Annotated in this window: 26 protein-coding genes; 16 read left to right on the top strand and 10 right to left on the bottom strand. The window is 65.6% G+C overall.

Annotation, left to right across the window (positions count from 1 at the left end):
- Nucleotides 1-25: 25 nt before the first annotated feature.
- The 3 genes from PRtIB026_RS15570 (at nucleotide 26) to PRtIB026_RS15560 (ending at nucleotide 3,997) form a co-directional block, all read left to right on the top strand.
- Nucleotides 26-1,258 (top strand): OprD family porin, encoded by a 1,233-nt coding sequence (locus PRtIB026_RS15570; RefSeq protein WP_203646657.1) that lies wholly within the window; start codon nucleotides 26-28, stop codon nucleotides 1,256-1,258.
- A 25-nt stretch (nucleotides 1,259-1,283) separates the two neighbouring features.
- The gene (gene paaZ / locus PRtIB026_RS15565) at nucleotides 1,284-3,332 is read left to right on the top strand and encodes a phenylacetic acid degradation bifunctional protein PaaZ (protein ID WP_203646659.1); all 2,049 of its coding nucleotides are present in this window, start codon (nucleotides 1,284-1,286) and stop codon (nucleotides 3,330-3,332) included.
- 353 nt (nucleotides 3,333-3,685) lie between these two features.
- On the top strand, nucleotides 3,686-3,997 hold the full coding sequence (locus PRtIB026_RS15560; protein ID WP_232856177.1) for a hypothetical protein: 312 nt from the start codon (nucleotides 3,686-3,688) through the stop codon (nucleotides 3,995-3,997).
- 5 nt (nucleotides 3,998-4,002) lie between these two features.
- Here PRtIB026_RS15560 and PRtIB026_RS15555 read toward each other — a convergent pair whose 3' ends face one another.
- Nucleotides 4,003-5,634, bottom strand: coding sequence for a hybrid sensor histidine kinase/response regulator (locus PRtIB026_RS15555; protein WP_203646661.1), 1,632 nt, complete (start codon nucleotides 5,632-5,634; stop codon nucleotides 4,003-4,005).
- 107 nt (nucleotides 5,635-5,741) lie between these two features.
- Here PRtIB026_RS15555 and PRtIB026_RS15550 point away from each other — a divergent pair, with 107 nt between their 5' ends.
- A complete protein-coding gene (locus tag PRtIB026_RS15550) occupies nucleotides 5,742-6,356 on the top strand; it encodes a LuxR C-terminal-related transcriptional regulator (protein WP_203646663.1) in 615 nt (204 codons plus the stop codon).
- Between the two features lie 159 nt (nucleotides 6,357-6,515).
- On the opposite strand, the gene PRtIB026_RS15545 is transcribed toward PRtIB026_RS15550, so the two are convergent.
- From PRtIB026_RS15545 to PRtIB026_RS15530, 4 genes are all read right to left on the bottom strand, one after another.
- On the bottom strand, nucleotides 6,516-6,737 hold the full coding sequence (locus PRtIB026_RS15545) for a DUF6555 family protein (protein WP_186713273.1): 222 nt from the start codon (nucleotides 6,735-6,737) through the stop codon (nucleotides 6,516-6,518).
- Nucleotides 6,738-6,894: 157 nt separating this feature from the next.
- Nucleotides 6,895-7,446, bottom strand: coding sequence for an ATP-dependent Clp protease proteolytic subunit (locus PRtIB026_RS15540; RefSeq protein ID WP_203646666.1), 552 nt, complete (start codon nucleotides 7,444-7,446; stop codon nucleotides 6,895-6,897).
- A 14-nt stretch (nucleotides 7,447-7,460) separates the two neighbouring features.
- On the bottom strand, nucleotides 7,461-7,856 hold the full coding sequence (locus PRtIB026_RS15535) for a low affinity iron permease family protein (RefSeq protein WP_203646667.1): 396 nt from the start codon (nucleotides 7,854-7,856) through the stop codon (nucleotides 7,461-7,463).
- 13 nt (nucleotides 7,857-7,869) lie between these two features.
- A complete protein-coding gene (locus tag PRtIB026_RS15530; protein ID WP_267812455.1) occupies nucleotides 7,870-7,998 on the bottom strand; it encodes a hypothetical protein in 129 nt (42 codons plus the stop codon).
- Between the two features lie 260 nt (nucleotides 7,999-8,258).
- On the opposite strand from PRtIB026_RS15530, the gene PRtIB026_RS15525 reads away from it, so the two are divergent.
- From PRtIB026_RS15525 to PRtIB026_RS15505, 5 genes are all read left to right on the top strand, one after another.
- Entirely contained in the window at nucleotides 8,259-8,555 is a 297-nt protein-coding gene (locus PRtIB026_RS15525) for a hypothetical protein (protein ID WP_203646668.1), read from the top strand.
- A gap of 106 nt (nucleotides 8,556-8,661) precedes the next feature.
- On the top strand, nucleotides 8,662-8,805 hold the full coding sequence (locus PRtIB026_RS15520) for a hypothetical protein (RefSeq protein ID WP_203646669.1): 144 nt from the start codon (nucleotides 8,662-8,664) through the stop codon (nucleotides 8,803-8,805).
- 224 nt (nucleotides 8,806-9,029) lie between these two features.
- Nucleotides 9,030-9,803, top strand: a complete 774-nt coding sequence (locus PRtIB026_RS15515) for an endonuclease/exonuclease/phosphatase family protein (protein ID WP_267812453.1) — start codon at nucleotides 9,030-9,032, stop codon at nucleotides 9,801-9,803.
- Nucleotides 9,800-11,002, top strand: coding sequence for a cardiolipin synthase ClsB (clsB, locus tag PRtIB026_RS15510; protein WP_203646670.1), 1,203 nt, complete (start codon nucleotides 9,800-9,802; stop codon nucleotides 11,000-11,002). The genes PRtIB026_RS15515 and clsB overlap by 4 nt, the downstream gene beginning before the upstream one ends.
- Entirely contained in the window at nucleotides 11,002-11,961 is a 960-nt protein-coding gene (locus PRtIB026_RS15505) for a lysylphosphatidylglycerol synthase domain-containing protein (RefSeq protein ID WP_267812452.1), read from the top strand. Before clsB ends, PRtIB026_RS15505 begins: the two co-directional genes overlap by 1 nt.
- 1,033 nt (nucleotides 11,962-12,994) lie before the next feature.
- Here the strand turns inward: PRtIB026_RS15505 and PRtIB026_RS15500 are convergent.
- Nucleotides 12,995-13,225, bottom strand: coding sequence for a metallothionein (locus PRtIB026_RS15500; RefSeq protein WP_203646671.1), 231 nt, complete (start codon nucleotides 13,223-13,225; stop codon nucleotides 12,995-12,997).
- Nucleotides 13,225-13,686 (bottom strand): phosphotransferase system, HPr-related protein, encoded by a 462-nt coding sequence (locus PRtIB026_RS15495; RefSeq protein ID WP_203646672.1) that lies wholly within the window; start codon nucleotides 13,684-13,686, stop codon nucleotides 13,225-13,227. The genes PRtIB026_RS15500 and PRtIB026_RS15495 overlap by 1 nt, the downstream gene beginning before the upstream one ends.
- Nucleotides 13,687-13,843: 157 nt before the next feature.
- On the opposite strand from PRtIB026_RS15495, the gene ligD reads away from it, so the two are divergent.
- From ligD to PRtIB026_RS15470, 5 genes are read left to right on the top strand one after another with little or no spacing between them, the layout of a single operon-like run.
- Complete coding sequence (gene ligD / locus PRtIB026_RS15490) at nucleotides 13,844-16,306, top strand: DNA ligase D (RefSeq protein WP_267812448.1); 2,463 nt, start codon at nucleotides 13,844-13,846, stop codon at nucleotides 16,304-16,306.
- Nucleotides 16,306-17,328 (top strand): acyl-CoA dehydrogenase family protein, encoded by a 1,023-nt coding sequence (locus PRtIB026_RS15485; protein WP_203646673.1) that lies wholly within the window; start codon nucleotides 16,306-16,308, stop codon nucleotides 17,326-17,328. Before ligD ends, PRtIB026_RS15485 begins: the two co-directional genes overlap by 1 nt.
- Nucleotides 17,325-18,095 carry a PIG-L deacetylase family protein gene (locus tag PRtIB026_RS15480; protein WP_203646674.1) on the top strand — a complete coding sequence of 257 codons (771 nt, stop codon included), beginning with the start codon at nucleotides 17,325-17,327 and terminating at the stop codon, nucleotides 18,093-18,095. Before PRtIB026_RS15485 ends, PRtIB026_RS15480 begins: the two co-directional genes overlap by 4 nt.
- Nucleotides 18,092-18,691 (top strand): class I SAM-dependent methyltransferase, encoded by a 600-nt coding sequence (locus tag PRtIB026_RS15475; RefSeq protein ID WP_203646676.1) that lies wholly within the window; start codon nucleotides 18,092-18,094, stop codon nucleotides 18,689-18,691. The genes PRtIB026_RS15480 and PRtIB026_RS15475 overlap by 4 nt, the downstream gene beginning before the upstream one ends.
- Nucleotides 18,688-19,341: a glycosyltransferase gene (locus PRtIB026_RS15470; protein WP_203646677.1), complete on the top strand. Its 654-nt coding sequence runs from the start codon at nucleotides 18,688-18,690 to the stop codon at nucleotides 19,339-19,341. Before PRtIB026_RS15475 ends, PRtIB026_RS15470 begins: the two co-directional genes overlap by 4 nt.
- 23 nt (nucleotides 19,342-19,364) lie before the next feature.
- Here the strand turns inward: PRtIB026_RS15470 and PRtIB026_RS15465 are convergent, their stop codons facing one another.
- The 3 genes from PRtIB026_RS15465 to PRtIB026_RS15455 all read right to left on the bottom strand — a co-directional run bounded on the left by PRtIB026_RS15465 (nucleotide 19,365) and on the right by PRtIB026_RS15455 (nucleotide 20,677).
- Nucleotides 19,365-20,201 (bottom strand): Ku protein, encoded by an 837-nt coding sequence (locus tag PRtIB026_RS15465; protein ID WP_203646678.1) that lies wholly within the window; start codon nucleotides 20,199-20,201, stop codon nucleotides 19,365-19,367.
- Between the two features lie 9 nt (nucleotides 20,202-20,210).
- Entirely contained in the window at nucleotides 20,211-20,348 is a 138-nt protein-coding gene (locus tag PRtIB026_RS15460) for a PSPA7_2676 family Cys-rich small protein (protein ID WP_203646679.1), read from the bottom strand.
- A gap of 140 nt (nucleotides 20,349-20,488) precedes the next feature.
- Nucleotides 20,489-20,677 (bottom strand): general stress protein, encoded by a 189-nt coding sequence (locus PRtIB026_RS15455; RefSeq protein ID WP_203646680.1) that lies wholly within the window; start codon nucleotides 20,675-20,677, stop codon nucleotides 20,489-20,491.
- A gap of 240 nt (nucleotides 20,678-20,917) precedes the next feature.
- Here PRtIB026_RS15455 and PRtIB026_RS15450 point away from each other — a divergent pair, with 240 nt between their 5' ends.
- Both PRtIB026_RS15450 and PRtIB026_RS15445 read left to right on the top strand, forming a co-directional pair.
- A complete protein-coding gene (locus PRtIB026_RS15450) occupies nucleotides 20,918-22,129 on the top strand; it encodes a multidrug effflux MFS transporter (protein ID WP_203646682.1) in 1,212 nt (403 codons plus the stop codon).
- Between the two features lie 5 nt (nucleotides 22,130-22,134).
- Nucleotides 22,135-22,767 (top strand): TetR/AcrR family transcriptional regulator, encoded by a 633-nt coding sequence (locus PRtIB026_RS15445; protein ID WP_203646684.1) that lies wholly within the window; start codon nucleotides 22,135-22,137, stop codon nucleotides 22,765-22,767.
- The last annotated feature ends 90 nt before the right edge of the window (nucleotides 22,768-22,857 follow it).

Here is a 22,857-nt window from a genome sequence, read left to right as displayed (position 1 = left end):
AATAAAAATGTCGGGTACAACAACAATGAACCGCACGCACCTCAAGTCAGCCGCCTGGCTGGCCACCCTCGCCCTGCCCTTGCCGGCCATGGCGGACTTCGTCGCTGACAGCCACGCACGCCTCGAACTGCGCAACCACTACATCAACCGCGACTTCCGCCAGGGCAACGCCCCGCAGAGCAAGGCCGAGGAATGGGGCCAGGGCTTCACCGCCCGCTTCGAATCGGGTTTCACCGAGGGGCCGGTCGGCGTCGGGGTGGACGCCATGGGCCAATTGGGCATCAAGCTCGACTCCAGCCGCGACCGGCGCAACACCGGCCTGCTGCCCTACGGGCCACGCAGCCTGGAACCGGTGGACGATTACAGCGAACTGGGCCTGACCGGCAAGCTGCGGGTGTCCAAGAGTACCCTGCGCCTTGGCACCTTGCAGCCGATCCTGCCGGTGGTGGTGTACAACGACACCCGCCTGCTGGCCTCGACCTTCCAGGGTGGCCTGCTGACCAGCCAGGAGCTGGACGGCCTGACCTTCAACGGAGGCCGCCTGACCAAGGCCAACCTGCGCGACTCCTCCGGGCGCGACGACATCGGCTACGGCGCCGCCAGCAGCGACCACTTCGACTTCGGCGGCGGCAGCTACGCCATCACCCCGCAGGCCAGCGTCAGCTACTACTACGCCAAGCTCGAAGACATCTACCGCCAGCAATACGTCGGTTTGCTGCACACCCAGCCCCTGGCCGAAGGTGTCAGCCTGCGCAGCGACCTGCGTTACTTCGACAGCCGCGGCGACGGTGCCGAGCGCGCCGGGCGCATCGACAACCGCAACTTCAACGCCATGTTCACCCTGGGCGTGAAGGCCCACAAGTTCACCGCCACCTGGCAGCAGATGTCCGGCGACAGCGCCTTTCCGTTCCTCAACGGCGGCGATCCGTACACCGTCAACCTGGTCACCTACAACACCTTCACCCGCGCCGGGCTCGACTCCTGGCAGCTGCGCTACGACTACGACTTCGTCGCCCTGGGCATCCCCGGGCTGAGTTTCATGACCCGCTACACCGACGGTCGCCACGCCGAAACCGCCACGCTCAGCAATGGCCGCGAGCGCGAACGCGACACCGACATCACTTACGTCATCCAGAGCGGCCCGTTCAAGGACGTCAGCCTGCGCTGGCGCAACGTCACTTTCCGTTCCGGCAACGGCCTGACCAATGCCGTGGACGAGAACCGCCTGATCATCGGCTACACCCTGGCGCTGTGGTAACCGCGCCCCTTCAAAGGAGAACAGCATGTCCGCCGCCCCTACCCTGCAAAGCTTCATCGCCGGCCGCTGGATCGGCCAGCACGGCGCCCAGGCCCTGCGCAGCGCCCTGGATGGCCATATCCTGGCCTACAGCCACGAAGAACGCCCGGACTTCGCCGAGGCCGTGGATTTCGCTCGGGCCCAGGGCCTCAAGCAGCTGCTGGCCATGGATTTCCAGCAGCGCGCCGCCCGGCTCAAGGCCCTGGCGCTGTACCTGGCCGAGCGCAAGGAGCAGCTCTACGCCCTGTCCCACCACAGCGGCGCCACCCGCGCCGACAGCTGGATCGACATCGAGGGCGGCAACGCCACGCTGTTCGCCTATTCCAGCATGGGCCGGCGCGAACTGCCGTCGGGCAACCTGGTGCATGAAGGCCCGGCAATCGCGCTGGGCAAGCAAGGCCATTTCGCCGGCAGTCATATCCTGGTGCCGCGCGCAGGCGTGGCCGTGCATATCAACGCTTTCAACTTCCCGATCTGGGGCATGCTGGAGAAGTTCGCCCCGACATTCCTCGCCGGCATGCCGTGCATCGTCAAACCCGCCACCTCAACCAGCTACCTCACCGAAGCCGTGGTGCGCCTGATGAACGAATCGGGCCTGTTGCCGGCCGGCAGCCTGCAACTGGTGATCGGCAGCACGGGCGATCTGCTCGACCGCCTCCAAGGCCAGGACGTGGTGACCTTCACCGGCTCCGCCGACACAGCGGCCAAGCTGCGCGTCACCCCGAACCTGATCCGCAACTCGGTGCCCTTCACCGCCGAGGCCGACTCGCTGAACTGCGCCATCCTCGGCCCGGACGCGGGCCCCGACAGCGAGGAGTTCGAGCTGTACATCAAGGAAGTAGCGCGGGAAATGACCACCAAGGCCGGGCAGAAATGCACGGCGATCCGCCGCGCCATCGTCCCGGCCAAACACATCGACGCGGTGGCCACCCGCCTGCGCGAGCGGCTGCGCAAGGTGATGGTGGGCGATCCTGCGGTCGAAGGCGTGCGCATGGGCGCGCTGGCCTCCCACGACCAGCAGCGCGATGTCGGCGAGCGCGTGTGCCAATTGCTGGACAGCTGCGAGCAGTTGCTGGGGGCCAGTGACGGTTTCACCCCGGTGGGTGAAGGCGTGGCCGAAGGCGCGTTCTTCGCCCCGACCCTGCTGCTGGCCCGCGACCCGCATGCCGAGGGCGGCGCCCATGATATCGAGGCGTTCGGCCCGGTGAGCACGCTGATGGCCTACGACGACCTCGACGAAGCCCTGACCCTGGCCGCCCGCGGCAAGGGCAGCCTGGTGGCATCGCTGGTCACCGCCGACCGCGCCGTGGCGGCCAAGGCCATTCCGGTGGCGGCGGCCTGGCACGGGCGGCTGCTGGTGCTCGACAGCGAGGCGGCCAAGGAATCCACCGGCCATGGCTCGCCATTGCCGCAGCTCAAGCATGGCGGCCCCGGCCGTGCGGGCGGTGGCGAGGAGCTGGGCGGCCTGCGCGCGGTCAAGCACTACCTGCAACGTGCCGCCGTGCAAGGCTCGCCGAGCATGCTGATGGCGGTGACCGGCGAATACGTGCGCGGCGCCGAGGTGATCGAGACCGAGGTGCACCCGTTCCGCCGTCATTTTGACGACCTGCGCATCGGCGAATCGCTGCTGACCCACCGCCGCACCGTGACCGAGGCCGACCTGGTCAACTTCGGCTGCCTGTCGGGCGATCACTTCTACATGCACTTCGACGAGATCGCGGCGAAGCAGTCGCAGTTCGGCAAGCGCATCGCCCACGGTTACTTCGTGCTGTCGGCGGCGGCCGGGTTGTTTGTTTCTCCGGGCGAAGGGCCAGTGCTGGCCAACTATGGCCTGGACACCCTGCGCTTCATTACCCCGGTGGGGATCGGCGATACCATCCAGGCGCGCTTGACCTGCAAGCGCAAGATCGACCAGGGCAAGACCAGTCCGCAGGGGCAGGCGCAAGGGGTGGTGGCGTGGGATGTGGAGGTGACCAACCAGCTGGGTGAGCTGGTGGCCAGTTATGACATCTTGACGTTGGTGGTGAAGCGGTGAGCGTGGTTGGGTTGCGAGGGGCTTGGCGATAGGCGGCCATCCCTTTCAAGGTCTTGCGATTACTGGGGTCGCTTTGCGACCCTTTCGCGGCACAAGGCCGCTCCTACAGGAGATTCGCGCCCCCTTGTAGGAGCGGCCTCGTGCCGCGAAAGGGCTGCAAAGCAGCCCCGGCAATTCCAAGCCGGACGCCAAGTCTCAACACCTTGAAATTGCCATCACTATGCCACCTCGCACATCCGCCCTACATCGCGCAATGCTCCCTCGGCGCTATAGTCGGCCCATCGCCCCATAGCCAGCCCCCCTTCCTGGCGGTGGGTGCGCCGTACCGAGAACAATGCCAAGGAAGCAACGCGATGATCCCCATGTCCTTCCCCTTCAAGTCCCTGGTCCTGCTTGCCGGCCTCGCCACCCTGGCCGGTTGCCAGACCGCCAGCCCCAGCGCCGACACCCTCAAGCAGCGTACCGAGGTCACCCTCGGCGTGCCGGTAAGCAAGGTCAGCAACCTGCGCAGCGACTCCAATACCACCTACTTCACCGCCAGCACCTCCAAGGGCCAGTTTGACTGCCAGGTGCCCAGCGGCGGTCTGGTCGCCGTGGCCGGCATGGGCATCTACACCCCGTCACCAACTTGCTGGAAGGAAGGCCAGGCCCCCGTCTTCCAGTGACACCCTCAAGCGCCGGCCTGAACCGCCGGCGCCGCTGCCGTCTCGCGCAGGGCGCGCAACGCCGCGCGCAACTCGGCAGGTCGCACCGGCTTGGCCAGCACCGCGATACCCCGCGCGTGCAAGGCGCCCTGCAGCCTGTCGATGTCGTGACCGGTCATGATCAGCGCCGGCACATCGGCACCGCGCTGCGCGCGCAACTGGTCGATGCAGTCAATGCCGGTAGCCTGCGGTCCCAGGTCATAGTCGGCGACGATCACATCACAGTCGCTGACCAGGCCATGGGGCGAACTCTCGGCCTGCACCTCGCACCCCCAGCGTTGCAACAAGGCACTGGTGGCCTGCAGCACGTTGTGGTCGTCCTCCACCAGGCACACCCGCAGCCCGGTGAGCAGGCCCGCCTGCACGGCCTGCTCAAGCGTGGCCCGCGGCACTTGCGCAGGGGCCCTGGCCAACCCCTGCAGGGTCACGCAGGTGCCATGCCCCAGGCGCGAGCGCAGGCTGACCTGCAGGCCCATCAACCGCCCCAGGCGCTTGACGATGGCCAGACCCAGGCCAACCCCCTCGACATCCTTGTCGCGTGCCTCGCGCACCCGGTAGAACTCCTCGAACACCCGGTCCTGGTGCTCCTCGGCAATCCCCCGACCCTGGTCGCAGACAACGATGGCCAGGCCCTGCCCGCAAGGCCGCACGCCGATCAGCAACCGGCGTCCGGTGGCGTACTTGAAGCTGTTGGACAACACGTTCTGCACCATGGTCGCCAGCATGCCCGGATCGGCGCGGATCCAGTGACGGCTCGGCACCAGGCGCATCTCGACCCCGGCCCAGCGCGCCGCCTCGCTGTTCTGGCGCAGCAGCTCGCGCAGGAAGCCGTCCACGGCAAAGGTCTCCCATTTCGGCTGCACCCGGCCGTTGTCCAGGGTGTACAGGTCGAGAATCGAGCGGAACAGCTGCGAGACGTTGAGCAGCGAGCGGTCGATGCTGTCCACCAGGCGCCGCTCCTCCTCGCCCAGGCGTGCCTCGCGCAGGCAGGCGGTGAACAGGCCGATCGAGTGGATCGGCTGGCGCAGGTCGTGGCTGGCCTGGGCCAGGAAGCGGGATTTCTCGCGGGTCGCGGCCTCGGCCAGGGCCGTGGCCTTGCGCGTGCGCTCCAGCAACAGGTGGGCATAGAACGGGATCAGGGTGCTGGTGGTCAGCAGCATCGGCAGTAGAAACGGCTGCTCCTGCCAGTAGGGGGTCAGCCGCCAAACCACCAACAACGCCCCCAGGGCCAGCACAGTGGCAATGGCCAGGTAGCGCGAACCGAAGCGCATGCCGTTGCCCAGGTTGATCCACACCATCACCGCATACAGCGGCAGCGCGGTTTCGCCGCCGACCACCAGGCCGAAGCTGGTGCCGGTGTAGTCACCGAGCATGCCGAAGATCCGCCGCGCCGGATAATGCCCCGGCCAGCGCTTGATAGCCTGGCGCATGCCGATCGAAACCACCACGAAAGCGGCGTAGTAGAGTATCACCGGCAGATAGGTGGCCGGCGAGCGACCCGGCAGGAAGCCCAGCAGCGCCACGTAGCTGATCGCGCAGGAGGCGACGATGATGCGCAGGTTGGCCTGGTCCAGTTCGTTGTTCTTTTCGAACTTCATGGGGTAACGTCCTTGTGCGCCAGTCGGCATTTGCGGCAAGCATCATGGGAAAATGCCGCAGTTGACTGCTAAATTAGCATGTGTCGGACGACAGGGAGTTCCTCGACGTGAGTTGTCGCATCATCGTGGCAGATGACCATCCGCTGTTCAGGGAAGCCATGGTCAACACCGTGCGGCGCATCCTGCCCGAAGCCCGGCTGGAGGAAGCCGGCAGCCTGGCCGACGTGCTGCGCCTGGCGACCCTGGGCACAACGCCCGATACCCTGATCCTCGATCTGCGCTTTCCCGGCCTGACCTGCATCGGTCGCCTCGCCGAGCTGCGCCGGCAACTGCCGCGTACCACGCTGATCGTGGTGTCGATGGTCGACGACCCGGAGGTGATCTGCGAAGTCATGGCCGCCGGCGTCGATGGTTTCATCGGCAAGAGCGTCAGCCCCGCGGAGATCGGCACGGCCATCCTCGCCATCCGCGCCGGCGAGGTGGTGGTCAACTACCTGCCCAGCGGCCTGCTGCCGCAACTGGGGGCTTCCAGCGAGCTGGAACAGCTCACCCACCGCCAGCAGGACGTGTTGCGCCTGATCGCCCAAGGCAAGACCAACAAGGAGATCGCACGTGCGCTGGATATCTCGCCGTTCACGGTGCGTATTCATGTGTCTTCGCTGCTCAAGACCCTCAATGTGCCGACCCGCACGGCGGCGGCGGTCAAATATTCGGGCAATTAAGCGCAGATCGGGCTGTCAGCTGTCGCGGGGCCCTGTGGGAGCGGGTTCACCCGCGAACACCGGCGCAGCCGGTGCCATATACCGCGTTGCTTTATTCGCGGGTAAACCCGCTCCCACAGGATATGTGACTCGCTGTCGGGCGTTGTTCCCTGCGCGGGTTCACACCCGCCAGTGCACATCGGTAATGCCATGCCGCTCGGCCATCGGCCGGCTGACCTTTTTGATCTTTTCCCGTCCGAACTTCGGGATGATCCCCAATCCCGCATCGCAACTGGCCCAGTGCCAGGCTTCGGCGTTGTCCATGTGTTCCTGGCGGATGATGAACCGCCGCGGCTCTCCGTGCAGCCGATATTCAATGGTGTACAGCTGGGGACTTGGCATTGCCGCAGGCCCTCCTCTTCTCCATGGATGACTCTTTGACTGATCGTGGTGTTCCATGAAAATTCAATAAATTGTCAGGCAGACTGAAGGGAGGGCCAGCCCATTACAAAGTTGCCCGGATTGGTTTGCCTGGTCCCGCCGCGCAGGCCGTCCGGGCTCACGCATGCACGCTCCATTGCACCGCATCCGCAGCGATCGGCAACTCGTCGATGGCATGGATCATCCCGCTGGCCAGCGCCTCCTGCGGCTCCAGGATGCGCGGATAGGCCATCAAATAACGCGGCACGTCGAGCACTTCGCTGGCACCTTCGGTCCGCTCGGCAACAATCTGCGCATACAGGCGCAGGTCGTAGTCCAGGCTCATGGCGTATTCGGCCATGCGCGCATGGTCTACCGAACCGTGCAAGGTCCAGTGGAAGGGATGAAACAGGAACTTGCTGCAGGCACAGGCCGTACGGTGAACACCGGCAAGGAACAGGATATTGCCCATCGATTCGACCGTGCCCAGGTTGTGGGTATGCACCGGCACCGGCAAGGCGCGCAGGAAGTTGTACAGGGTGAAACCGTAGCTGCACTCGCCGCCCATGGTGGCGATATTCAGCTGCAATACCTCGGCGCCCTGCTGCAAAGCCTTGGAGCAGGTACTGATCAGGTTGCCGCAGGTCGCGGAGTTGATCGGGCCGGTGTAGTGGATGATGTGTCTGGCCATGTCGTCCTCCAGGGTCAGTCAGGCGTGTTCTTTTGCGCAGAGTCACTGCCCGGCACCGTCGTGTCGTGCTCGCCCATTCGCTGGTAATGCTTGCGCAGCGCATGCAGTTCGGCCGGCCCCATGTCCTCGAGGTCGAGCAGTGCCTTGTGCGCCCGCTTGGTGGTGCGCAGCAGCTCGTCGATCTTGATGTGCAACTCATCGTTGTCGCGGTTCTGGGTGTTCTGGATAAGGAACACCATCAGGAAGGTGATGATCGTGGTCGAGGTGTTGATCACCAGTTGCCAGGTATCGTTGAAGTGGAACAACGGCCCGCTCACGCCCCAGGCGATGATCAGCATCAATGCGATGGCGAAAGTCACCGGGCGTCCACTGTGGTTGGCCAGCCATTGGGCAAACCGGTCGAATTTCATGGCTGGATCTCCTTCAGGCCGATTGCCCGGCTTCGCCAGGCTGGCCTATGTCCGGGTCGTCTGATTGCACCTGCGGCTCGTCATCCTCCGGTTGCACCGGGGATTGTGGTCGATTGTCGTCGGTATCGTTGTCGCTGTTCATGGACTCACCTCGATTTGCACGCCGGCATGCGGTGGAGACCCACAAGGCGGGCAAAGTTCCGGTTTTTCTCGCCCCCTTCGGCAGGTGTTCTCACAGTGCAGGGCGCCTCCCTGCACTGCTGTTGTTCACCCGCTAAATATTTGCCTCGCGGTCCTTCAGGCAACTGGTCCGAAAAACCGAGAATATTTTTACTGCGATGACTGACAGCCCAGTCATAACTGAACACAGACCTTCCTGTGTTCGACCAGAGGTAAGCCATCATGGCTAACAATCAGGACAAGGGCGGCGACCGTAGCGCCGACAACAACATGGGCAACGCCGGCCAACAAGGCGGCCACGGCTCAGCAGGCGACATGACCGACCGGCAGAAAGGCGGCCAGCAAGGCGGTCAACGGCCTGAGGACAAGACCGACAAGGATTGGGCGCAGTCCCAGGATACCGGGCGACAAGGCGGGCAATCGGTGGAACAGCCTGATGACAGGGAGAACCTTACCGACACTGGAAAAGTCGGTGGTCAACAACGCGACCAAGACCAGGGCATGGACAAGGAACGCTGATTCCGAAGGGGTCCAACCAGGGCGACAGCGTTCGCCCTGGATCGTATCGAACGGTTCCGGTCCTGCCGGTATGTGAGGCCGCGAATGCTTTAACGAGGTAACAGCAATGATCGACCCCAACCATCCAGACCCCTATGTCGATGAAGTACCGCACGATCCCGGCGAAAAGGTCCCAACGCCCGCTCCGGAACATGAGGTACCCGACTGGCCGGAAGGCCAGGTGCCACCCGAGGAACAATCCGACGGATGACGGCACCTTGGTGCAGCATGGTCATCATGCCAGAGGTGAACCGGTTTCCCAGCCAGCGCCACTCGTCAATCCTGCTGAACCCTCTCGCTCCGCTACCGGTCGCTACTGATAAGTACACGAACGTAGGAAGCCCTCGTGAGCGAGATCCGCATTGGTATTTCCGGTTGGCGCTATGGCCCATGGCGCAAGGGCTTCTACCCCAGGGGACTGTGCCAGGGGGCGCTATGAACGGGACCCTGCCCGCCCCCCGCTGCATCATCGACAAGGTCAGCGCCGTGCACCGCCTGACGGTGCTGACCCTCAACGTGCACAAGGGCTTTACCCTGTTCAACCGCCGCTTCATCCTGCCGGAGCTGCGCGAGGCGGTCCGCTCGACAGGCGCCGACCTGGTGTTTCTGCAGGAGGTCCACGGCAGCCATCAACAGCATGCCGAGCGCCACCCCACCTGGCCGCAGACCCCACAGTACGAATTTCTCGCCGACAGCATGTGGCCGCAGTTCGCCTACGGGCGCAACGCGGTCTATCCCCATGGCGATCATGGCAACGCCCTGCTGTCGAAGTTTTCGATCCGCGCCTACGACAACCTGGACGTCTCGATCCACGGCAACGAGGAGCGCGGTCTGCTGCACTGCCAGCTCGAAGTACCCGGCCATGAGCAGATCCACGCGATCTGCGTGCACCTGGGGCTGCGCGAAGACCATCGCCAGCGCCAGGTCGACCTGCTGCTGGCGTTGCTCGACAGCCTGCCGGCGGACGAACCGGTCATCGTCGCTGGCGACTTCAACGACTGGCGCCTGAAAGCGGATGCGCGGCTGTCGGGCCATCTGCGCGAAGCCTTTGGCAAGCCAGCGCGCAGCTTTCCCGCCCGCCTGCCCCTGCTGCGCCTGGATCGCATCTATCTGCGCAATGCTCAGGCCTGCGAGGCGCAAGTGTTGGCCAGGTACCCGTGGTCGCACCTCTCCGACCATGCCCCGCTGGTGGCGCAGGTGACGCTATGAAGCAGTCCTGGAGCGACGGCAACCGTGTCGAACTGCTGATCAATGGCGAGCAGTACTACCCGCGCGTGTTCGAGGCCGTGGCCCAGGCGCGCAAGGAAATCCTCCTGGAAACCTTCATCATCTACGACGACAAGGTCGGCCAACCCTTGCGCCAGGCCCTGATCGACGCCGCGCGGCGCGGGGTGCGGGTCGAGGTGGCGGTGGACGGCTACGGCACCGCGGACCTGCCCGACGACTTCATCGCCTCGATGACCGAGGCCGGGGTGCGTTTCCATTCGTTCGATCCGCAACCACGGCTGGCCGGCATGCGCACCAACCTGTTCCGCCGCCTGCACCGCAAGATCCTGGTGATCGACGGGCAACGCGCGTTCATCGGCGGCATCAACTACAGCGCCGACCACCTCGGCGATTTCGGTCCGCAGGCCAAGCAGGACTACGCCGTGGAGGTCGTCGGCCCGGTGGTGGCCCAGGTGCACGCATCCTCCTGCCGCATGCTCGCACCAGTGCTGGATACCACCAGCCGGGTAGAGCCGACCTGCACCGCCGCAGGCCCGGCCAGCGCCGTGCTGGTGGAGCGCGACAACCGGCGCCATCGCAACGATATCGAGGTCTGCTACCTGCAGGTTTTCCGTGAGGCCAGGCAACGTATCGTCGTGGCCAACGCCTACTTCTTTCCCGGCTATCGCCTGCTACGCGAACTGCGCAACGCCGCCCGGCGCGGGGTCGAGGTGACCCTGATCCTCCAGGGGCAACCAGACATGCGCTGGGTACGCGCCCTCTCGCGGCTGCTCTACAACTACCTGCTGCGCGACGACGTACGTATCCACGAGTACTGCCAGCGTCCGTTGCACGGCAAGGTGGCGCTGGTGGACGACGACTGGTCCACGGTGGGCTCGAGCAACCTCGACCCGCTGAGCCTGTCGTTCAACCTCGAAGCCAACCTGCTGATCCGCGACCGGGCGTTCAACGACGTGCTCTACCAACACCTGAGCGAGCTCACCCGCGAACACTGCAAGACCGTGACGCTGGAGCGCATGGTGCGTGGCTACTGGTGGCGCGCACCCTTGATTTTCCTGGGTTTCCACATCACCCGCTATTTCCCGCGTATCGCCGGCTGGTTCCCCGCGCATCGGCAGCGCCTGCAGTCGCTGCAAGCCGCCAGCGAGGCCCCGGCCGACTACCACGGGGGCAAGACCTGATGGCCACGCCACGCTGGAAGACCTGGGGCAAACGCCTGCTGACCGTACTGTTCCTGGTGTTGATCCCGGTGCTGCTGTTCACCCTGGCGCGTAACCTGGACTGGAACGAAGTGCGCCAGTCACTGCTGGCCTACCGACCCTCGACCCTGGCCCTGGGGTTGCTGCTGGCCCTGTGCAGCTATCTGGTGTTCGCCAGCTACGACCTGCTCGCCCGCGCCTACACCGGCCATCGCCTGCCGGCCCGCCAGGTGCTGCCGGTGGCGTTCGTCTGCTATGCGTTCAACCTCAACTTTACCACCTGGGTCGGCGGGGTGGCCCTGCGCTATCGCCTGTACGGCAGGCTGGGGCTGGATACCCCGACCATCACGCGCATCCTCACCCTGGGCCTGTTGACCAACTGGATGGGTTACCTGCTGTTGGCCGGAACGGTGTTCGCGTTGGGCTTGGTCAAGCTGCCGGATAGCTGGGCGGTGGGCGCCGGCGGCCTGCGTCTGATAGGCGTGCTGATGGTGGCGGTCGCGTTGGCTTACCTGTTCGCCTGTGCCTTCGCCAAGCGGCGAACGTGGGACCTGCGAGGGCACGAAATCACCCTGCCGAGCCTGCGCCTGGCGCTGTGCCAGGTGGCCCTGGGGGCCAGTAACTGGGCGCTGATGGCGGCGCTGATCCACCTGCTGCTGCCGCCGGAACTGTTCTACCCATCGGTGCTGGGCGTGTTGCTGATCAGTTGCGTGGCGGGCGTGGTCGCGCATATTCCCGCCGGGCTTGGCGTGTTGGAGGCCGTGTTCCTCGCCCTGCTCCACGGCCAGCTCGGCCAGGGCACGCTGGTCGCCGCGCTGCTGGGTTATCGAACGTTGTACTACCTGATTCCGCTGCTGTTGGCGGTGGTCACCTACCTGATCCTCGAGAAGCGCGCCAAGGCCTTGCGCCAACAGGCCGGGCCGGCCCTCGACAAGCGCTGAAGGGCCTTCGGGCCTGGGAGGTACTTGGCCAACCCCGATGCCACAGGGCGTGGCGAGCCCTCCACCCGCCCTGCCGTGCCCAAGGATGCGCGGATCATCACCTATCACTGCGACACCCCGAGCTTGGGCCAGGCGCGTAGCGATTGTGAGCGCAACAACGCCGAAGTCCCAACGAGGCAAGCTCAGCGCTATGCCGTTGCCGTTGCCGTTGCTGTTGCTGTTGCCGATCAAAACTTTAACCCCATAGCCCGCTAGCGACAGCTGCGTCAGCCCAGGCGCCGCCCGTACCTTCGCGACTTCAGGAGGCCGAACGCAGGCCTTGCGGAGGGAGGTGACGGGCATGGATGCCCGTCAAGCGCTGGGGCCCAGGATGGGCCCTGCAGCGCGGTCCTCCCGGGAGCAAGGCCGGAGTGAGGGGACCCGGAGCGAAGCGGAGGGCCGGATGAATGGAGCGAGGATTTTTTGGTTCCTTTTTGATCCTTCAAAAAGGAACTCGCCGTAAGGGCGAAAAGGTGACTATGCGTCGACATTGCAAATGAATGCACTTACAACCCTTAAAACCAGCACCGGCCGACGTTGATTTTGACTTTGACTTTGACTTTGACTTCTAGAGCATGTGTATTGAAAGTTATAGGCGCATTCATTTGCGATGGTGACGCAAAGTCACCTTTCCGCCCTTACGGCGGGTCCCTTTTTGAAGGATCAAAAAGGAACCAAAAAATCCTCGCTCCATCATCCGGCCCCTACGCTTCGCTCCGGGGTTCCCTCGCTTCGTTCTTGCTCCCGGGAGGACCGCGCTGAACGCCCCATCCTGGGGCGCAGCGCTTGACGGCCATCCATGGCCGTCACCTCCCTCCGCAAGAACTCCGCTCGGCCTCCTGAAGTCGCAATTGGCGGCGTCTGAACTATCGCGCACTTAGAAGCAAGATCAAGATCAAGATCAAAATAACTACTGCTGCTGTGCGTACATTGATGTAGCAATTCGCTCTTCACCGGAGATTTCAACGAAAGGGCCGTCGAGAGTGAAAGAACCTTATGGCGATATAGGATCACTCGCCGGGAATGTTTCATCCAGCGCGTTATCGACATTACTCTCCTTCGGCCGGGTCATCTCACCACATTTGCAATCGGCCATACGACAAGGCTCCCCATCGCGATGCCCCGTCGCACAGGCTTCGCAGCAATAGGCCTTGCCATCCTGGACCACGGCATTGGCATCCACGGTGCAGGAACAGTGGTTGCAGGAACAGCGTTGCTCATTCATCACGGCTCTCTCCTGTCGTCATCAGGCACCACCACATCGGCCCACGGCTCACCATCCAACGGCGCCGAGCGGGCCAGTTCGGCCTCGTCCAGGCCGATGCCACCACCGATCTCGTGGGCCTCCACCTGGCGCAGGGTCTGGTCGGCAGGTCCGCTGCCTGTGCCAGGTTCATGCGGGTCTCGAGCGCCGGTTTCATCGAACAGCGTATCCGGGCTCAAATCGTCGAGGGTGACATTGTCCTCGTGCAGGCTGTCGCCCAGGGTCTCGCCACCGGTCATGCCGCTTTCGGCGACGCGCCGGGGCGGGTAGTCCTCGGCGATCTCCCGCGCCGGACGCTCGTCGCCGACACGCCCCTGGCGCTCATCGCGGCGCTCGCTGAAATCCAGCTCGTGGACACTGCCCATGCGGTCCTCGGTGTCGTCTATATCAACCTGCGGTCTTGGGTCATCGGGTCTAGGCATGAACGTTCTCCGTCAGTGGGCTTCACACGGTCGACTGCCCCCACCAAGCAATGATTCAGAGTTTCTTCAAAAGGCACCGCCCCGCGCTTTTTTTGAACTCCGCGCCGCACCGCCGCCTCCCAATCCTGAGACCCCGCGAACCGTCCCGGAGCCCGCCATGGCCAAGCCCCTGCAGGAGTACCAGCGCAAGCGCGATTTCAACGCCACGCCCGAGCCGGCTGGCAAGCGCGCCAGGCCACGCTCGGCCCACGCGCTGCAGTACTGCATCCAGAAGCACGATGCCAGCCACCTGCATTACGACTTTCGCCTGGAACTCGACGGCACTCTCAAGAGCTGGGCGATCCCCAAGGGGCCCTCGCTCGACCCCAAGGTCCGGCGCCTGGCGGTGCACGTGGAAGATCACCCACTGGACTACGCCAACTTCGAAGGACACATTCCCGAAGGCCATTACGGCGCCGGTGATGTGATCGTCTGGGACCGGGGTGTCTGGGAGCCCGAGGGCGATCCGCATGAAACCTATGCCAAGGGCAAGCTGCGCTTTCGCCTGCAAGGCGAGAAGCTGTCGGGAATCTGGAACCTGTTCCGCACCCACCTGGCCGGCAAGAAAGAGCAGTGGATGCTGGTCAAATCCCATGACGGACAGGCGCGCAGCGAATCCGACTACCGCATCGTCGAGGCCCTGCCGGACAGTGTGCTTAGCGACCGCACCCTGCCACCGCGGCGCCCGACCAAGGCAACCGCTTCCACGCGCAAGCGCAAGGCCGGTCGCAAAGCCCTGCCGGCGCTGCTCCAGCCACAACTGGCGACGTTGCTTGACTCACCTCCCAGCGGCGACTGGCGTTACGAAGTCAAGTTCGATGGCTACCGGATCCTGGCGCGCATCGACGGTGACGACGTACGCCTGTTTACCCGCAATGGCCACGACTGGAGTGCGAAGATGCCTCGTCAGGTCAAGGCGCTCAAGGCACTGGGGGTCGACACGGCGTGGCTGGACGGCGAGATGGTGGTGGTCGACGACAACGGCGTGGCCGATTTCCAGGCCTTGCAGAACGCCTTCGACTCCGAGCACGACGAACGCATCACCTATTACCTGTTCGACCTGCCCTGGCTGGGCGGCGAGGATCTGCGCGAACTGCCGCTACAGGCCCGTCGCGCCACCCTGGCCAAGCTGCTGGAAGACAACGCTTCGCCGCTGCTCAGGTATTCCACCGATTTCAACGAGCCGGTTGACTCGCTGCTCGACAGCGCCTGTCGGCTGGAACTCGAGGGGCTGATCGGCAAGCGTGCCGACAGCCCCTACGTCGGCCGGCGCAGCAGCGACTGGATCAAGCTCAAGTGCAAGCAGCGCCAGGAATTCGTGATCGTCGGCTATACCGACCCCAAGGGCAGCCGCCACAGCTTTGGCGCCCTGCTGCTGGCCCTGCACGACCATGACAGCGGCCAGCTGCGCTACGCCGGCAAGGTCGGCACCGGCTTCAGCGCCGCCACCCTGGACAGCATCCTCACCCGACTGAAACCGCTGCAGACCGCCAAGCCGCCCTTGGCCAGCCCTCCCACCGGAGCCGAAGCCCGCGGCGTGCACTGGCTCAAACCGCAACTGCTGGCGGAAGTCGCCTACGCCCAGATGACCCGCGAAGGCATCGTGCGCCATTCGGTGTTCCACGGCCTGCGCGACGACAAGCCCGCCACTGCCATCGACCTGGAGCCAGCGATGCCCGCCAAGCACGCAGCACAACCCGAGGGCCTGGGCACCCTGCGCCTGACCCACCCCGACCGCGTGGTCGACGCAACCACCGGGGCCACCAAGCGCCAGGTCGCACAGTACTACGCCCAGGTCACCGACTGGCTGCTGCCACAGCTCAAGGATCGGCCTGTAGCCCTGGTCCGGGCACCGGATGGCCTGGGCGGCGAGCTGTTCTTCCAGAAGAACGCCGGCCAGCTGCATATCCCCCACGTGCTCAGCTACAGCAAGGCCCAGGCCGGCCAGGCGGCCATGGTGCTCAACCGCGCCGACAGCCTGCTGGGCGCGGTGCAGATGAACACCCTCGAACTGCACACCTGGAATGCCACCACCAAGGACTTCGACAAGCCCGACCGCTTCGTCCTCGACCTCGACCCTGATCCCGCACTGCCTTGGAAGGCCATGCTCGAGGCCACCCAACTGACCCTCACCCTGCTCGATGAGCTGGGCCTGAAGGTGTTCCTCAAGACCAGCGGCGGCAAGGGCATGCACCTCGTCGTGCCGTTGACCCGGCGCGCCGGTTGGGACGAGGTGAAGGACTTCAGCCATGCCTTGGTCGAGCACATGGCCGGCCTGTTCCCTGACCGCCTCAGCGCCGTGTCCGGGCCAAAGAACCGGGTCGGGCGGATCTTCATCGACTACCTGCGCAACGGCAAGGGCGCCACCACCGTGGCCGCCTACTCGCTGCGCGCCCGCGAGGGATTGCCAGTGTCGGTGCCGATCTGGCGCGAGGAACTGACTCAGCTCAAAGGCGCCAACCAATGGAACATCGGCAACCTGCAGGCCCGCCTTGCCGAGGTGGACGATCCGTGGGCCGACATGGCCAGGACCCGTCAGTCGATCACCGTGCGCATGCGCAAGCAATTGGGGGGCGCCTGATGGACCCGACCCGTTTCGATCAGCTGCTGCACCGGCTCGCTGCCCGTTCGCAGCCCCTCGAACTCGAACCCTTGCTGCCGGAGCTGCTGCAGGCTCTGCAGCGCGAACACCTCGACCTGCTGCCCTTGCCGGGCCAGGGGCAGACACTGGAGCGCTGGCGGGCCCTGGCGCGGGTCGCCGCTTGCGATCTCAGCCTGGCCAAACTCTACGAAGGCCATACCGACGCCTTGGCGATCCTTGCCGAGTGCGGCGCCGCTCATCATGCCGGTGAAGGGACCTGGGGCGTGTGGGCTGCCGAACCGCCGGATGCCCGCACCCTCATCGTCGAACGGAACGGCGAGCAGGTTCGCCTGCAAGGCCGCAAGGCCTGGTGTTCGGGGGCGTTACAGATCGACCGTGCGCTGCTGACCGCCTGGCAAGACGACCAGCCTCAACTGGTGGCCATCGAGCTGCGCCATCCCAGCCAGCGCATCCATGCCGACCACTGGCAGGCCGTCGGCATGGCCGCCACCACCAGTGTCGCCATCGCGTTGGACGACTCGCCGGGGCTGGCCATCGGCAAGCCCGGCCAGTACCTGTCCCGTCCGGGCTTCTGGCACGGCGGCGCGGGCATCGCCGCCTGCTGGTACGGCGCCGCCGAAGCCTTGGCGGACTACCTGCGCGAACACTGCCGCAAACCCCGGCCCGACCCGCACGCCGATGCCCACCTGGGCGCGGTCGATGCCGCCTTGTTCGGGGCCCGTGCCGCCCTGCGCGAATGCGCCGCCTGGATCGACCGGCACCCTCACGACGATGCCAGTTTCGAGGTACGCCGCACCCGCGCCCAGGTCGAGCAGGCGGTCGAGTTGGTCATCCAGCATGTCGGCCGGGCGCTGGGCGCCACACCGTTCTGTTGCAGCAGCCATTTTGCCCGGCTCAGCGCCGACCTGCCGGTATACCTGCGGCAAAGTCACGCAGAACGCGACCTGGCCGAGCTGGGGCGGCAACTGACCGACATGCCTGCAGGAGCATGGCAACTATGAGCCAGAATCTGATTCAGACCGCTGACGGCACGCCATGGAGCGCCTGGCAGCAATCCGCGCACCTGGCCCGGGCCACCTGGCTGACACCCGACCGACTGTGCCCGCCCGGCAGACGGCTGGTGCTGCTGGCGCCGCACCCGGACGACGAAATCCTCATGGCCGGCGGCCTGTTGGCCAGCTTCCACGGCCGGGAACAGGACCTGGTGCTGATTTCCGCCACCAACGGCGAGGCCAGCCATCCGCATTCCAGCCAGTGGACCGAGCACCGCCTGCGCCATCAGCGCCCCCTTGAGAGCCGCCATGCCCTGCACAAGCTGGAGCTGGACCTCAACCGCGTCGATTGGCGACGACTCAATCTCAAGGACGGCGCCCTGCCACGCGACGAGGCTTTCCTGGTCACGCACCTGGAACAGTTGCTCCAACCCGACGACCTGCTGCTGACCACCTGGCGTGGCGATGGGCACTGCGATCATGAAGCCGCCGGCCGCGCCTGCGCCCGAGCGGCCCAGTCGCGCCGCGCGCAGTTGGCCGAAGTACCCGTGTGGGCCTGGCACTGGGCCGTTCCCGACGATCCGCGCCTGCCTTGGCCCCAGGCATATCGCCTCCAGCTCGACGAAACGCGCCTGGCGCGCAAGCGCGAGGCCCTGGCCGCCCATGCCAGCCAGTTGCAGCCCGATGGCGATCGTCCGCCGGTACTGCCCGAACAGCTGCAGGCCTGCCTGCTGCAACCCTTCGAACTGGTCTTCCTGTCAATGGAGTCGCCATGAGCCTCGACGCGCAGTACTTCGCCGACCTGTATGCCGGCAACGATGACCCGTGGGCCTTTCGCACCCGCTGGTACGAACGACGCAAGCGCGACCTGGCCCTGGCCAGCCTGCCGCGCCAGTGCTACGCGCGCGTGTTCGAGCCGGCCTGCGCCAACGGCGAATTGAGCGTCCTGCTGGCCGGGCGCTGCGCCGACCTGCTGTGCCAGGACATCGACGCCACCGCCGTGGCCCTGGCCCGCCAGCGGCTGGCAGGCGTGAGCCATGCCCGCGTCGAACAGGGACACCTGCCGGGCGATTGGCCGGGCGGGCAGTTCGACCTGATCGTGCTCAGCGAGATCGGCTACTACCTGGACCCCACCGAGTGGCTGCAGGTGATCGAGCAATCGGTGGCCAGCCTGAGCCATGACGGCGGCCTGCTGGCCTGCCATTGGCGCCATCCCATCGCCGGTTGCCCGCAGGATGGCCGTGAGGTCCATGCCCTGCTGGCCCGACACCTGCCGCTGTACCCGTTGCTGCGCCACGAGGAGGCGGATTTCCTGCTCGAGTACTGGTCGTGCCAGCCCAGCGTCGTGGACCTGGGCGAGACCTGCCCATGATCGCCGTCATCATTCCGGCCCACAACGAGGCCCGCCGCCTCGGGCACTGCCTGGCCGCCGTCAAGCTGGCGGTGGCGCGGGCCGAGGCGGCGGGCCTGGAGGTCGAGGTGCTGGTGGTGCTCGATCGCTGCGTCGACGCCAGCGCGCGCATCGCTCGTCGTCATGGCGTGCACACCCTGGAACTGCAGGCCGGCAACGTCGGCTTCGCCCGGCGCCTGGGCGCGGCGTGGATGATCGAGCGCGGCGCCCAGTGGCTGGCTTTTACCGATGCCGACAGTCGCGTGCCTGGGCACTGGCTGGTGTCGCAACTGCAATGGCATGCCGACGCGGTTTGCGGCACGGTGCACATCGAGCGCTGGCAGCCCTGGCACGGCGCCGCCCTGCGCCAGTTGTACCGTAGCCGTTACCAGGCCCGGGACGGGCACCGGCATATTCACGGCGCCAACCTGGGCGTCTGCACCAAGGCCTATGAGCGCGTCGGCGGATTCCAGCCGTTGCCGGCCCACGAAGATGTGCAACTGGTGCTGGCCCTCGAGGCCAGTGGCGCGCAGATCGTCTGGACGGCGGCGCACAGCGTGGCCACCAGCAGTCGCCGGGACAGCCGCGCTCGCCAGGGCTTCGGGGACTACCTGAATGGACTGGAAGGGTAACTGCCGTAACCTCTGCGCAACCGCTATGACGCTTTGCGCGGTCGCTTGGTCGCCGGTTTCTTCGCCCTGGCCTTGCCACCCAGGCTGCGCTTGAGCAGCTCGGTAAGGTCGATGATGTCCGCGCCCTTCTCCGCCGGCGCGCCCTCGCCTTTGTCCACGGTCTCGATCTTGCCCTTGCTGGCCTTCTCTTCCACCAGGTCGAGGATGGTCTGGCGAAAGGCATCATGGTACTTGTCGGGCGTCCATGGCCCGCTCATGTCTTGCACCAGCTTCCTGGCCATGTCCAGTTCGCGCTTGTCCAGCTTGCTGTTGGTCACACTCTTGTCCAGTTCCAGCGACTCCAGGCCGCGCACCTCCTCGGGCCAGCGCAGGGTGATCATCACCAGCGCGTCCTCCAGGGGGCGCAGTAGCGCCAGGTGCTGGCGGGTGTGCAGCACCACGGTGGCCAGGGCGACCTTGCCGGTGCTGTGCAAGGTCTCGCGCAGCAAGGCGTAGACCTTGCCGCCGCGGCGGTCAGGGCTCAGGTAGTAAGGCGTGTCGAACTGTTGCAGCGGGATCTCCCCGGCATCGATGAAGGAAAAGATCTCGATGGTCTGGGTCGCCTCGGGCCGGGCCTTGCGAATCTCCTCCTCGCTGATCACCACATAGCGGCCCTTCTCGTACTCCACACCCTTGACGATGTGCGCCTTGTCGATCTCCTTGCCGGTCACCTTGTTCACCCGCTTGTAGCCCACCGGCTCCATGCTGCGTTTGTCGAGCCAGTCGAAGTCGACGCGTTCGGTACGCACGGCGGTGTTGAGGGAGACGGGGATATGCACGAGGCCGAAGCTGATCGCACCTTTCCAGATTGCCCGGGGCATGGTCGGCTCCTACGCGTCGAACGGTTGGCCGGGCTGGCTGTAGCGCAACGCGCCGCAGCGCTCGCAGCACTGGCAGTCAAGCCCGGCGATTTCCCGGACCAGCAGGCTGCGCCATTGGCAGCCACGCAACAGGCAGACGAGTTTCATCAGCCACCTCCTTGGCCCGCATGTAGGGGCTCATACAAGGAATGACTGCACAGCATGTCAAAGGTTTACTCGATGTTTTCGGCCGATCCAAGTCGGGATATGCGCGGTACCAGGCGAACCCGGCACCGCGTGCCCTTCACTTACGAGCGGCCACCCTTGCGGCCGGACTCGGTCTGGCGGTTGTCGCCACTGCTCTGACCGCCCTTGCGGCCGGCTTCGGATGCCTTCTCGCGGTCATTGGCGAAGTTGCCCGGGTTCTTCGATCCACCCTGGCTGCCGGTCTTGTTGCTGTCCTGGCGACCGGTCATGTTGCTGTCTTTATTGGCCATGGTTGCAAAACCTCATGTGGCTGGGGGATGCACGGCTGCATGCCGTACAGAGTTGGGAGTGCAGCGATAAGGAGGGATTCGGATTATTCCGGGGTGATCGGACCGGTGGCGCTAAACATGCCGATGCCCTGTATCTGGGACGCAAGCGGACGCTGCCATGGTTGACCCCTTCACGCACTCTGGCATAATTCGCACAACCTACCGGTCGGTAGGTTTATTTTGCCAACGGATTTTCCAGTCATGCCTGCTTCCAACCTGCGCTTCGCCGCCTCCCTCGCCCTGATCGGCGCCCTCGGCCCTTCGGCCATCGACATGTACCTGGCCAGCCTGCCGGAAATGGCCCGCGACTTCGCCACCGGCTATACCCAGGTGCAGCTGACCCTGACCGTGTTCCTGCTGGCGATGGGCGCCGGCCAGCTGCTGTTCGGCCCCGTGGTGGATGCCCTGGGTCGTCGTCGTCCATTGCTCGCGGGCCTGATGGTGTTCTGTCTGGCCTCCCTCGGCGCCGCCGCCGCGCCATCGCTGGACACATTGCTGCTGGCACGCCTGGTCCAGGGCCTGGCCAGCGCGCTGACGCTGGTGGTGATCATGAGCATGGTGCGCGACAGCGCCGACGGCGCGCGGGCGGCGCAGATCTTCGCCCTGCTGATGACCATCGAAGGCCTGGCGCCGATCCTCGCCCCGGCGCTGGGCGGGGTGATCGACGCGGCCTACGGCTGGCGGGCGATCATGCTGGTGCTGGCCGGTCTGGGCCTGCTGACCCTGCTCAACTCGATGCTGACGCTCGACGAGACATTGCCTGTGGCGCAGCGGGTACGCCTGGCGCCGACCAGTGTATGGCGCACCTATGCGCGCATCGCCGCCGACGGCGCGTTCCTGCGCCCTGCCCTGGCGTTGTCGGCGGTGTTCTTCTTCCTGTTCGCCTACATCGCCGGTTCCGCCTACGTGTACCAGCAGCATTTCGGTCTCTCCAGCGCCCACTTCGGCCTGCTGTTCGGGGGCTGTGGCGTGGCCATCCTGCTCGGCGCGGCGCTGTCCGGCTACTGGGTAACGCGCCACGGCGTGGCTCGCGTGGCCTGGTGGGGCGCGCTGTGCATGGGCGGCGGCGCGCTGCTGACGGTACTTGCCGGGCTGAGCGACGCGGACCTGGTGCTGCTGCTGGCGGGCGTGGTACTGGCGCTGTTCGGCTTAGGCATTTGCGAGGCCACCTTGATGGCCCTGGCGATGTCGTCGCAACAACGTGACGTCGGCTCCACCGCAGCGTTGCTCGGCGCCCTGCAACTGGTGATCTCGTCCAGTGCCACACCGTTGGCCGGGCACCTGGCAACGCTGGGGCCGCTGGCCTGGGCCTGGCTGCTGGCGGCCGCTGCCCTGGTCATCGTCGGTTTGACCCGCGCCGCCGTGGCAAAGACAATCAGCGCCTCGCCCTACCCCAGCGCCAATCCGGAGTGACCGCCTTGAAAGCCCTGACCCCTTCCGCCGCGCGCATCTGCGACCATGCTGTCGAGCATTTTGCCGAACACGGCTACGACGGCTCGTCGCTGAACGAGATCGCCGTCCTGGCCGGCATGCGCAAGGCCTCGCTCTATGCCCACTTCGCCAACAAGGACGCGTTGTTCGTGCGCGCCTTCGAACGGGCGCTGGCGGACGAGACCGCCTACGTCGAGGCCGGATTCGGCCATGAGGCGGCGGGCCGCGAGGCGCCGGGGCACTGGCACCCGCTGCACCTGGCCGAGCGCTACGCCGCCTCGGCCAACCTGCGCTTCGTGCTGCGCACGGCGTTCCTGCCGCCGGCACCGATCCGTGCGATCGTCACCGGCGGCTTCGAGGCCTACCTGGAGCGGATCCGCCTGGGCTTCTGCCAAGCGCTGCGCGAGCGCCACGCCTGGGCTCGCAGCGATGGCAACAAGCTTGAGCTGTATGGCGATGCGTACCTGGGGATCATCGACAGCCTGCATGTGGAGCTGCTGTATGCGAACCCGGCGGTGTATGCGCGGCGGGCGGCTTCGTTGCTGAAGATTCTCGATGATTCTCTGTATCTGTGCGCAACCCCTGTAGGAGTGGCCTTGCGCCGCGAAAGGGGCGCGTAGCGGCCCCAGGATTTCAGCGTTGACGCATTAATCGACGGGGCTGCTACGCAGCCCTTTCGCGGCACAAGGCCGCTCCTACAGGGATTGCGC

This window comes from Pseudomonas sp. RtIB026, from assembly GCF_016861355.2.
GTDB lineage: Bacteria > Pseudomonadota > Gammaproteobacteria > Pseudomonadales > Pseudomonadaceae > Aquipseudomonas > Aquipseudomonas peradeniyensis.
This window is presented reverse-complemented; position numbering and strand designations above follow the sequence as displayed.

What these genes read in the sequence shown, in the direction of transcription:
- PRtIB026_RS15570 (WP_203646657.1), top strand. Translation starts at nt 26, where the DNA reads ATGAACCGCACGCACCTCAAGTCAGCCGCCTGGCTGGCCACCCTCGCC.
- paaZ (WP_203646659.1), top strand. Translation starts at nt 1,284, where the DNA reads ATGTCCGCCGCCCCTACCCTGCAAAGCTTCATCGCCGGCCGCTGGATC.
- PRtIB026_RS15560 (WP_232856177.1), top strand. Translation starts at nt 3,686, where the DNA reads ATGATCCCCATGTCCTTCCCCTTCAAGTCCCTGGTCCTGCTTGCCGGC.
- PRtIB026_RS15555 (WP_203646661.1), bottom strand. Translation starts at nt 5,634, where the DNA reads ATGAAGTTCGAAAAGAACAACGAACTGGACCAGGCCAACCTGCGCATC.
- PRtIB026_RS15545 (WP_186713273.1), bottom strand. Translation starts at nt 6,737, where the DNA reads ATGCCAAGTCCCCAGCTGTACACCATTGAATATCGGCTGCACGGAGAG.
- PRtIB026_RS15540 (WP_203646666.1), bottom strand. Translation starts at nt 7,446, where the DNA reads ATGGCCAGACACATCATCCACTACACCGGCCCGATCAACTCCGCGACC.
- PRtIB026_RS15535 (WP_203646667.1), bottom strand. Translation starts at nt 7,856, where the DNA reads ATGAAATTCGACCGGTTTGCCCAATGGCTGGCCAACCACAGTGGACGC.
- PRtIB026_RS15530 (WP_267812455.1), bottom strand. Translation starts at nt 7,998, where the DNA reads ATGAACAGCGACAACGATACCGACGACAATCGACCACAATCCCCGGTG.
- PRtIB026_RS15525 (WP_203646668.1), top strand. Translation starts at nt 8,259, where the DNA reads ATGGCTAACAATCAGGACAAGGGCGGCGACCGTAGCGCCGACAACAAC.
- PRtIB026_RS15520 (WP_203646669.1), top strand. Translation starts at nt 8,662, where the DNA reads ATGATCGACCCCAACCATCCAGACCCCTATGTCGATGAAGTACCGCAC.
- PRtIB026_RS15515 (WP_267812453.1), top strand. Translation starts at nt 9,030, where the DNA reads ATGAACGGGACCCTGCCCGCCCCCCGCTGCATCATCGACAAGGTCAGC.
- clsB (WP_203646670.1), top strand. Translation starts at nt 9,800, where the DNA reads ATGAAGCAGTCCTGGAGCGACGGCAACCGTGTCGAACTGCTGATCAAT.
- PRtIB026_RS15505 (WP_267812452.1), top strand. Translation starts at nt 11,002, where the DNA reads ATGGCCACGCCACGCTGGAAGACCTGGGGCAAACGCCTGCTGACCGTA.
- PRtIB026_RS15500 (WP_203646671.1), bottom strand. Translation starts at nt 13,225, where the DNA reads ATGAATGAGCAACGCTGTTCCTGCAACCACTGTTCCTGCACCGTGGAT.
- PRtIB026_RS15495 (WP_203646672.1), bottom strand. Translation starts at nt 13,686, where the DNA reads ATGCCTAGACCCGATGACCCAAGACCGCAGGTTGATATAGACGACACC.
- ligD (WP_267812448.1), top strand. Translation starts at nt 13,844, where the DNA reads ATGGCCAAGCCCCTGCAGGAGTACCAGCGCAAGCGCGATTTCAACGCC.
- PRtIB026_RS15485 (WP_203646673.1), top strand. Translation starts at nt 16,306, where the DNA reads ATGGACCCGACCCGTTTCGATCAGCTGCTGCACCGGCTCGCTGCCCGT.
- PRtIB026_RS15480 (WP_203646674.1), top strand. Translation starts at nt 17,325, where the DNA reads ATGAGCCAGAATCTGATTCAGACCGCTGACGGCACGCCATGGAGCGCC.
- PRtIB026_RS15475 (WP_203646676.1), top strand. Translation starts at nt 18,092, where the DNA reads ATGAGCCTCGACGCGCAGTACTTCGCCGACCTGTATGCCGGCAACGAT.
- PRtIB026_RS15470 (WP_203646677.1), top strand. Translation starts at nt 18,688, where the DNA reads ATGATCGCCGTCATCATTCCGGCCCACAACGAGGCCCGCCGCCTCGGG.
- PRtIB026_RS15465 (WP_203646678.1), bottom strand. Translation starts at nt 20,201, where the DNA reads ATGCCCCGGGCAATCTGGAAAGGTGCGATCAGCTTCGGCCTCGTGCAT.
- PRtIB026_RS15460 (WP_203646679.1), bottom strand. Translation starts at nt 20,348, where the DNA reads ATGAAACTCGTCTGCCTGTTGCGTGGCTGCCAATGGCGCAGCCTGCTG.
- PRtIB026_RS15455 (WP_203646680.1), bottom strand. Translation starts at nt 20,677, where the DNA reads ATGGCCAATAAAGACAGCAACATGACCGGTCGCCAGGACAGCAACAAG.
- PRtIB026_RS15450 (WP_203646682.1), top strand. Translation starts at nt 20,918, where the DNA reads ATGCCTGCTTCCAACCTGCGCTTCGCCGCCTCCCTCGCCCTGATCGGC.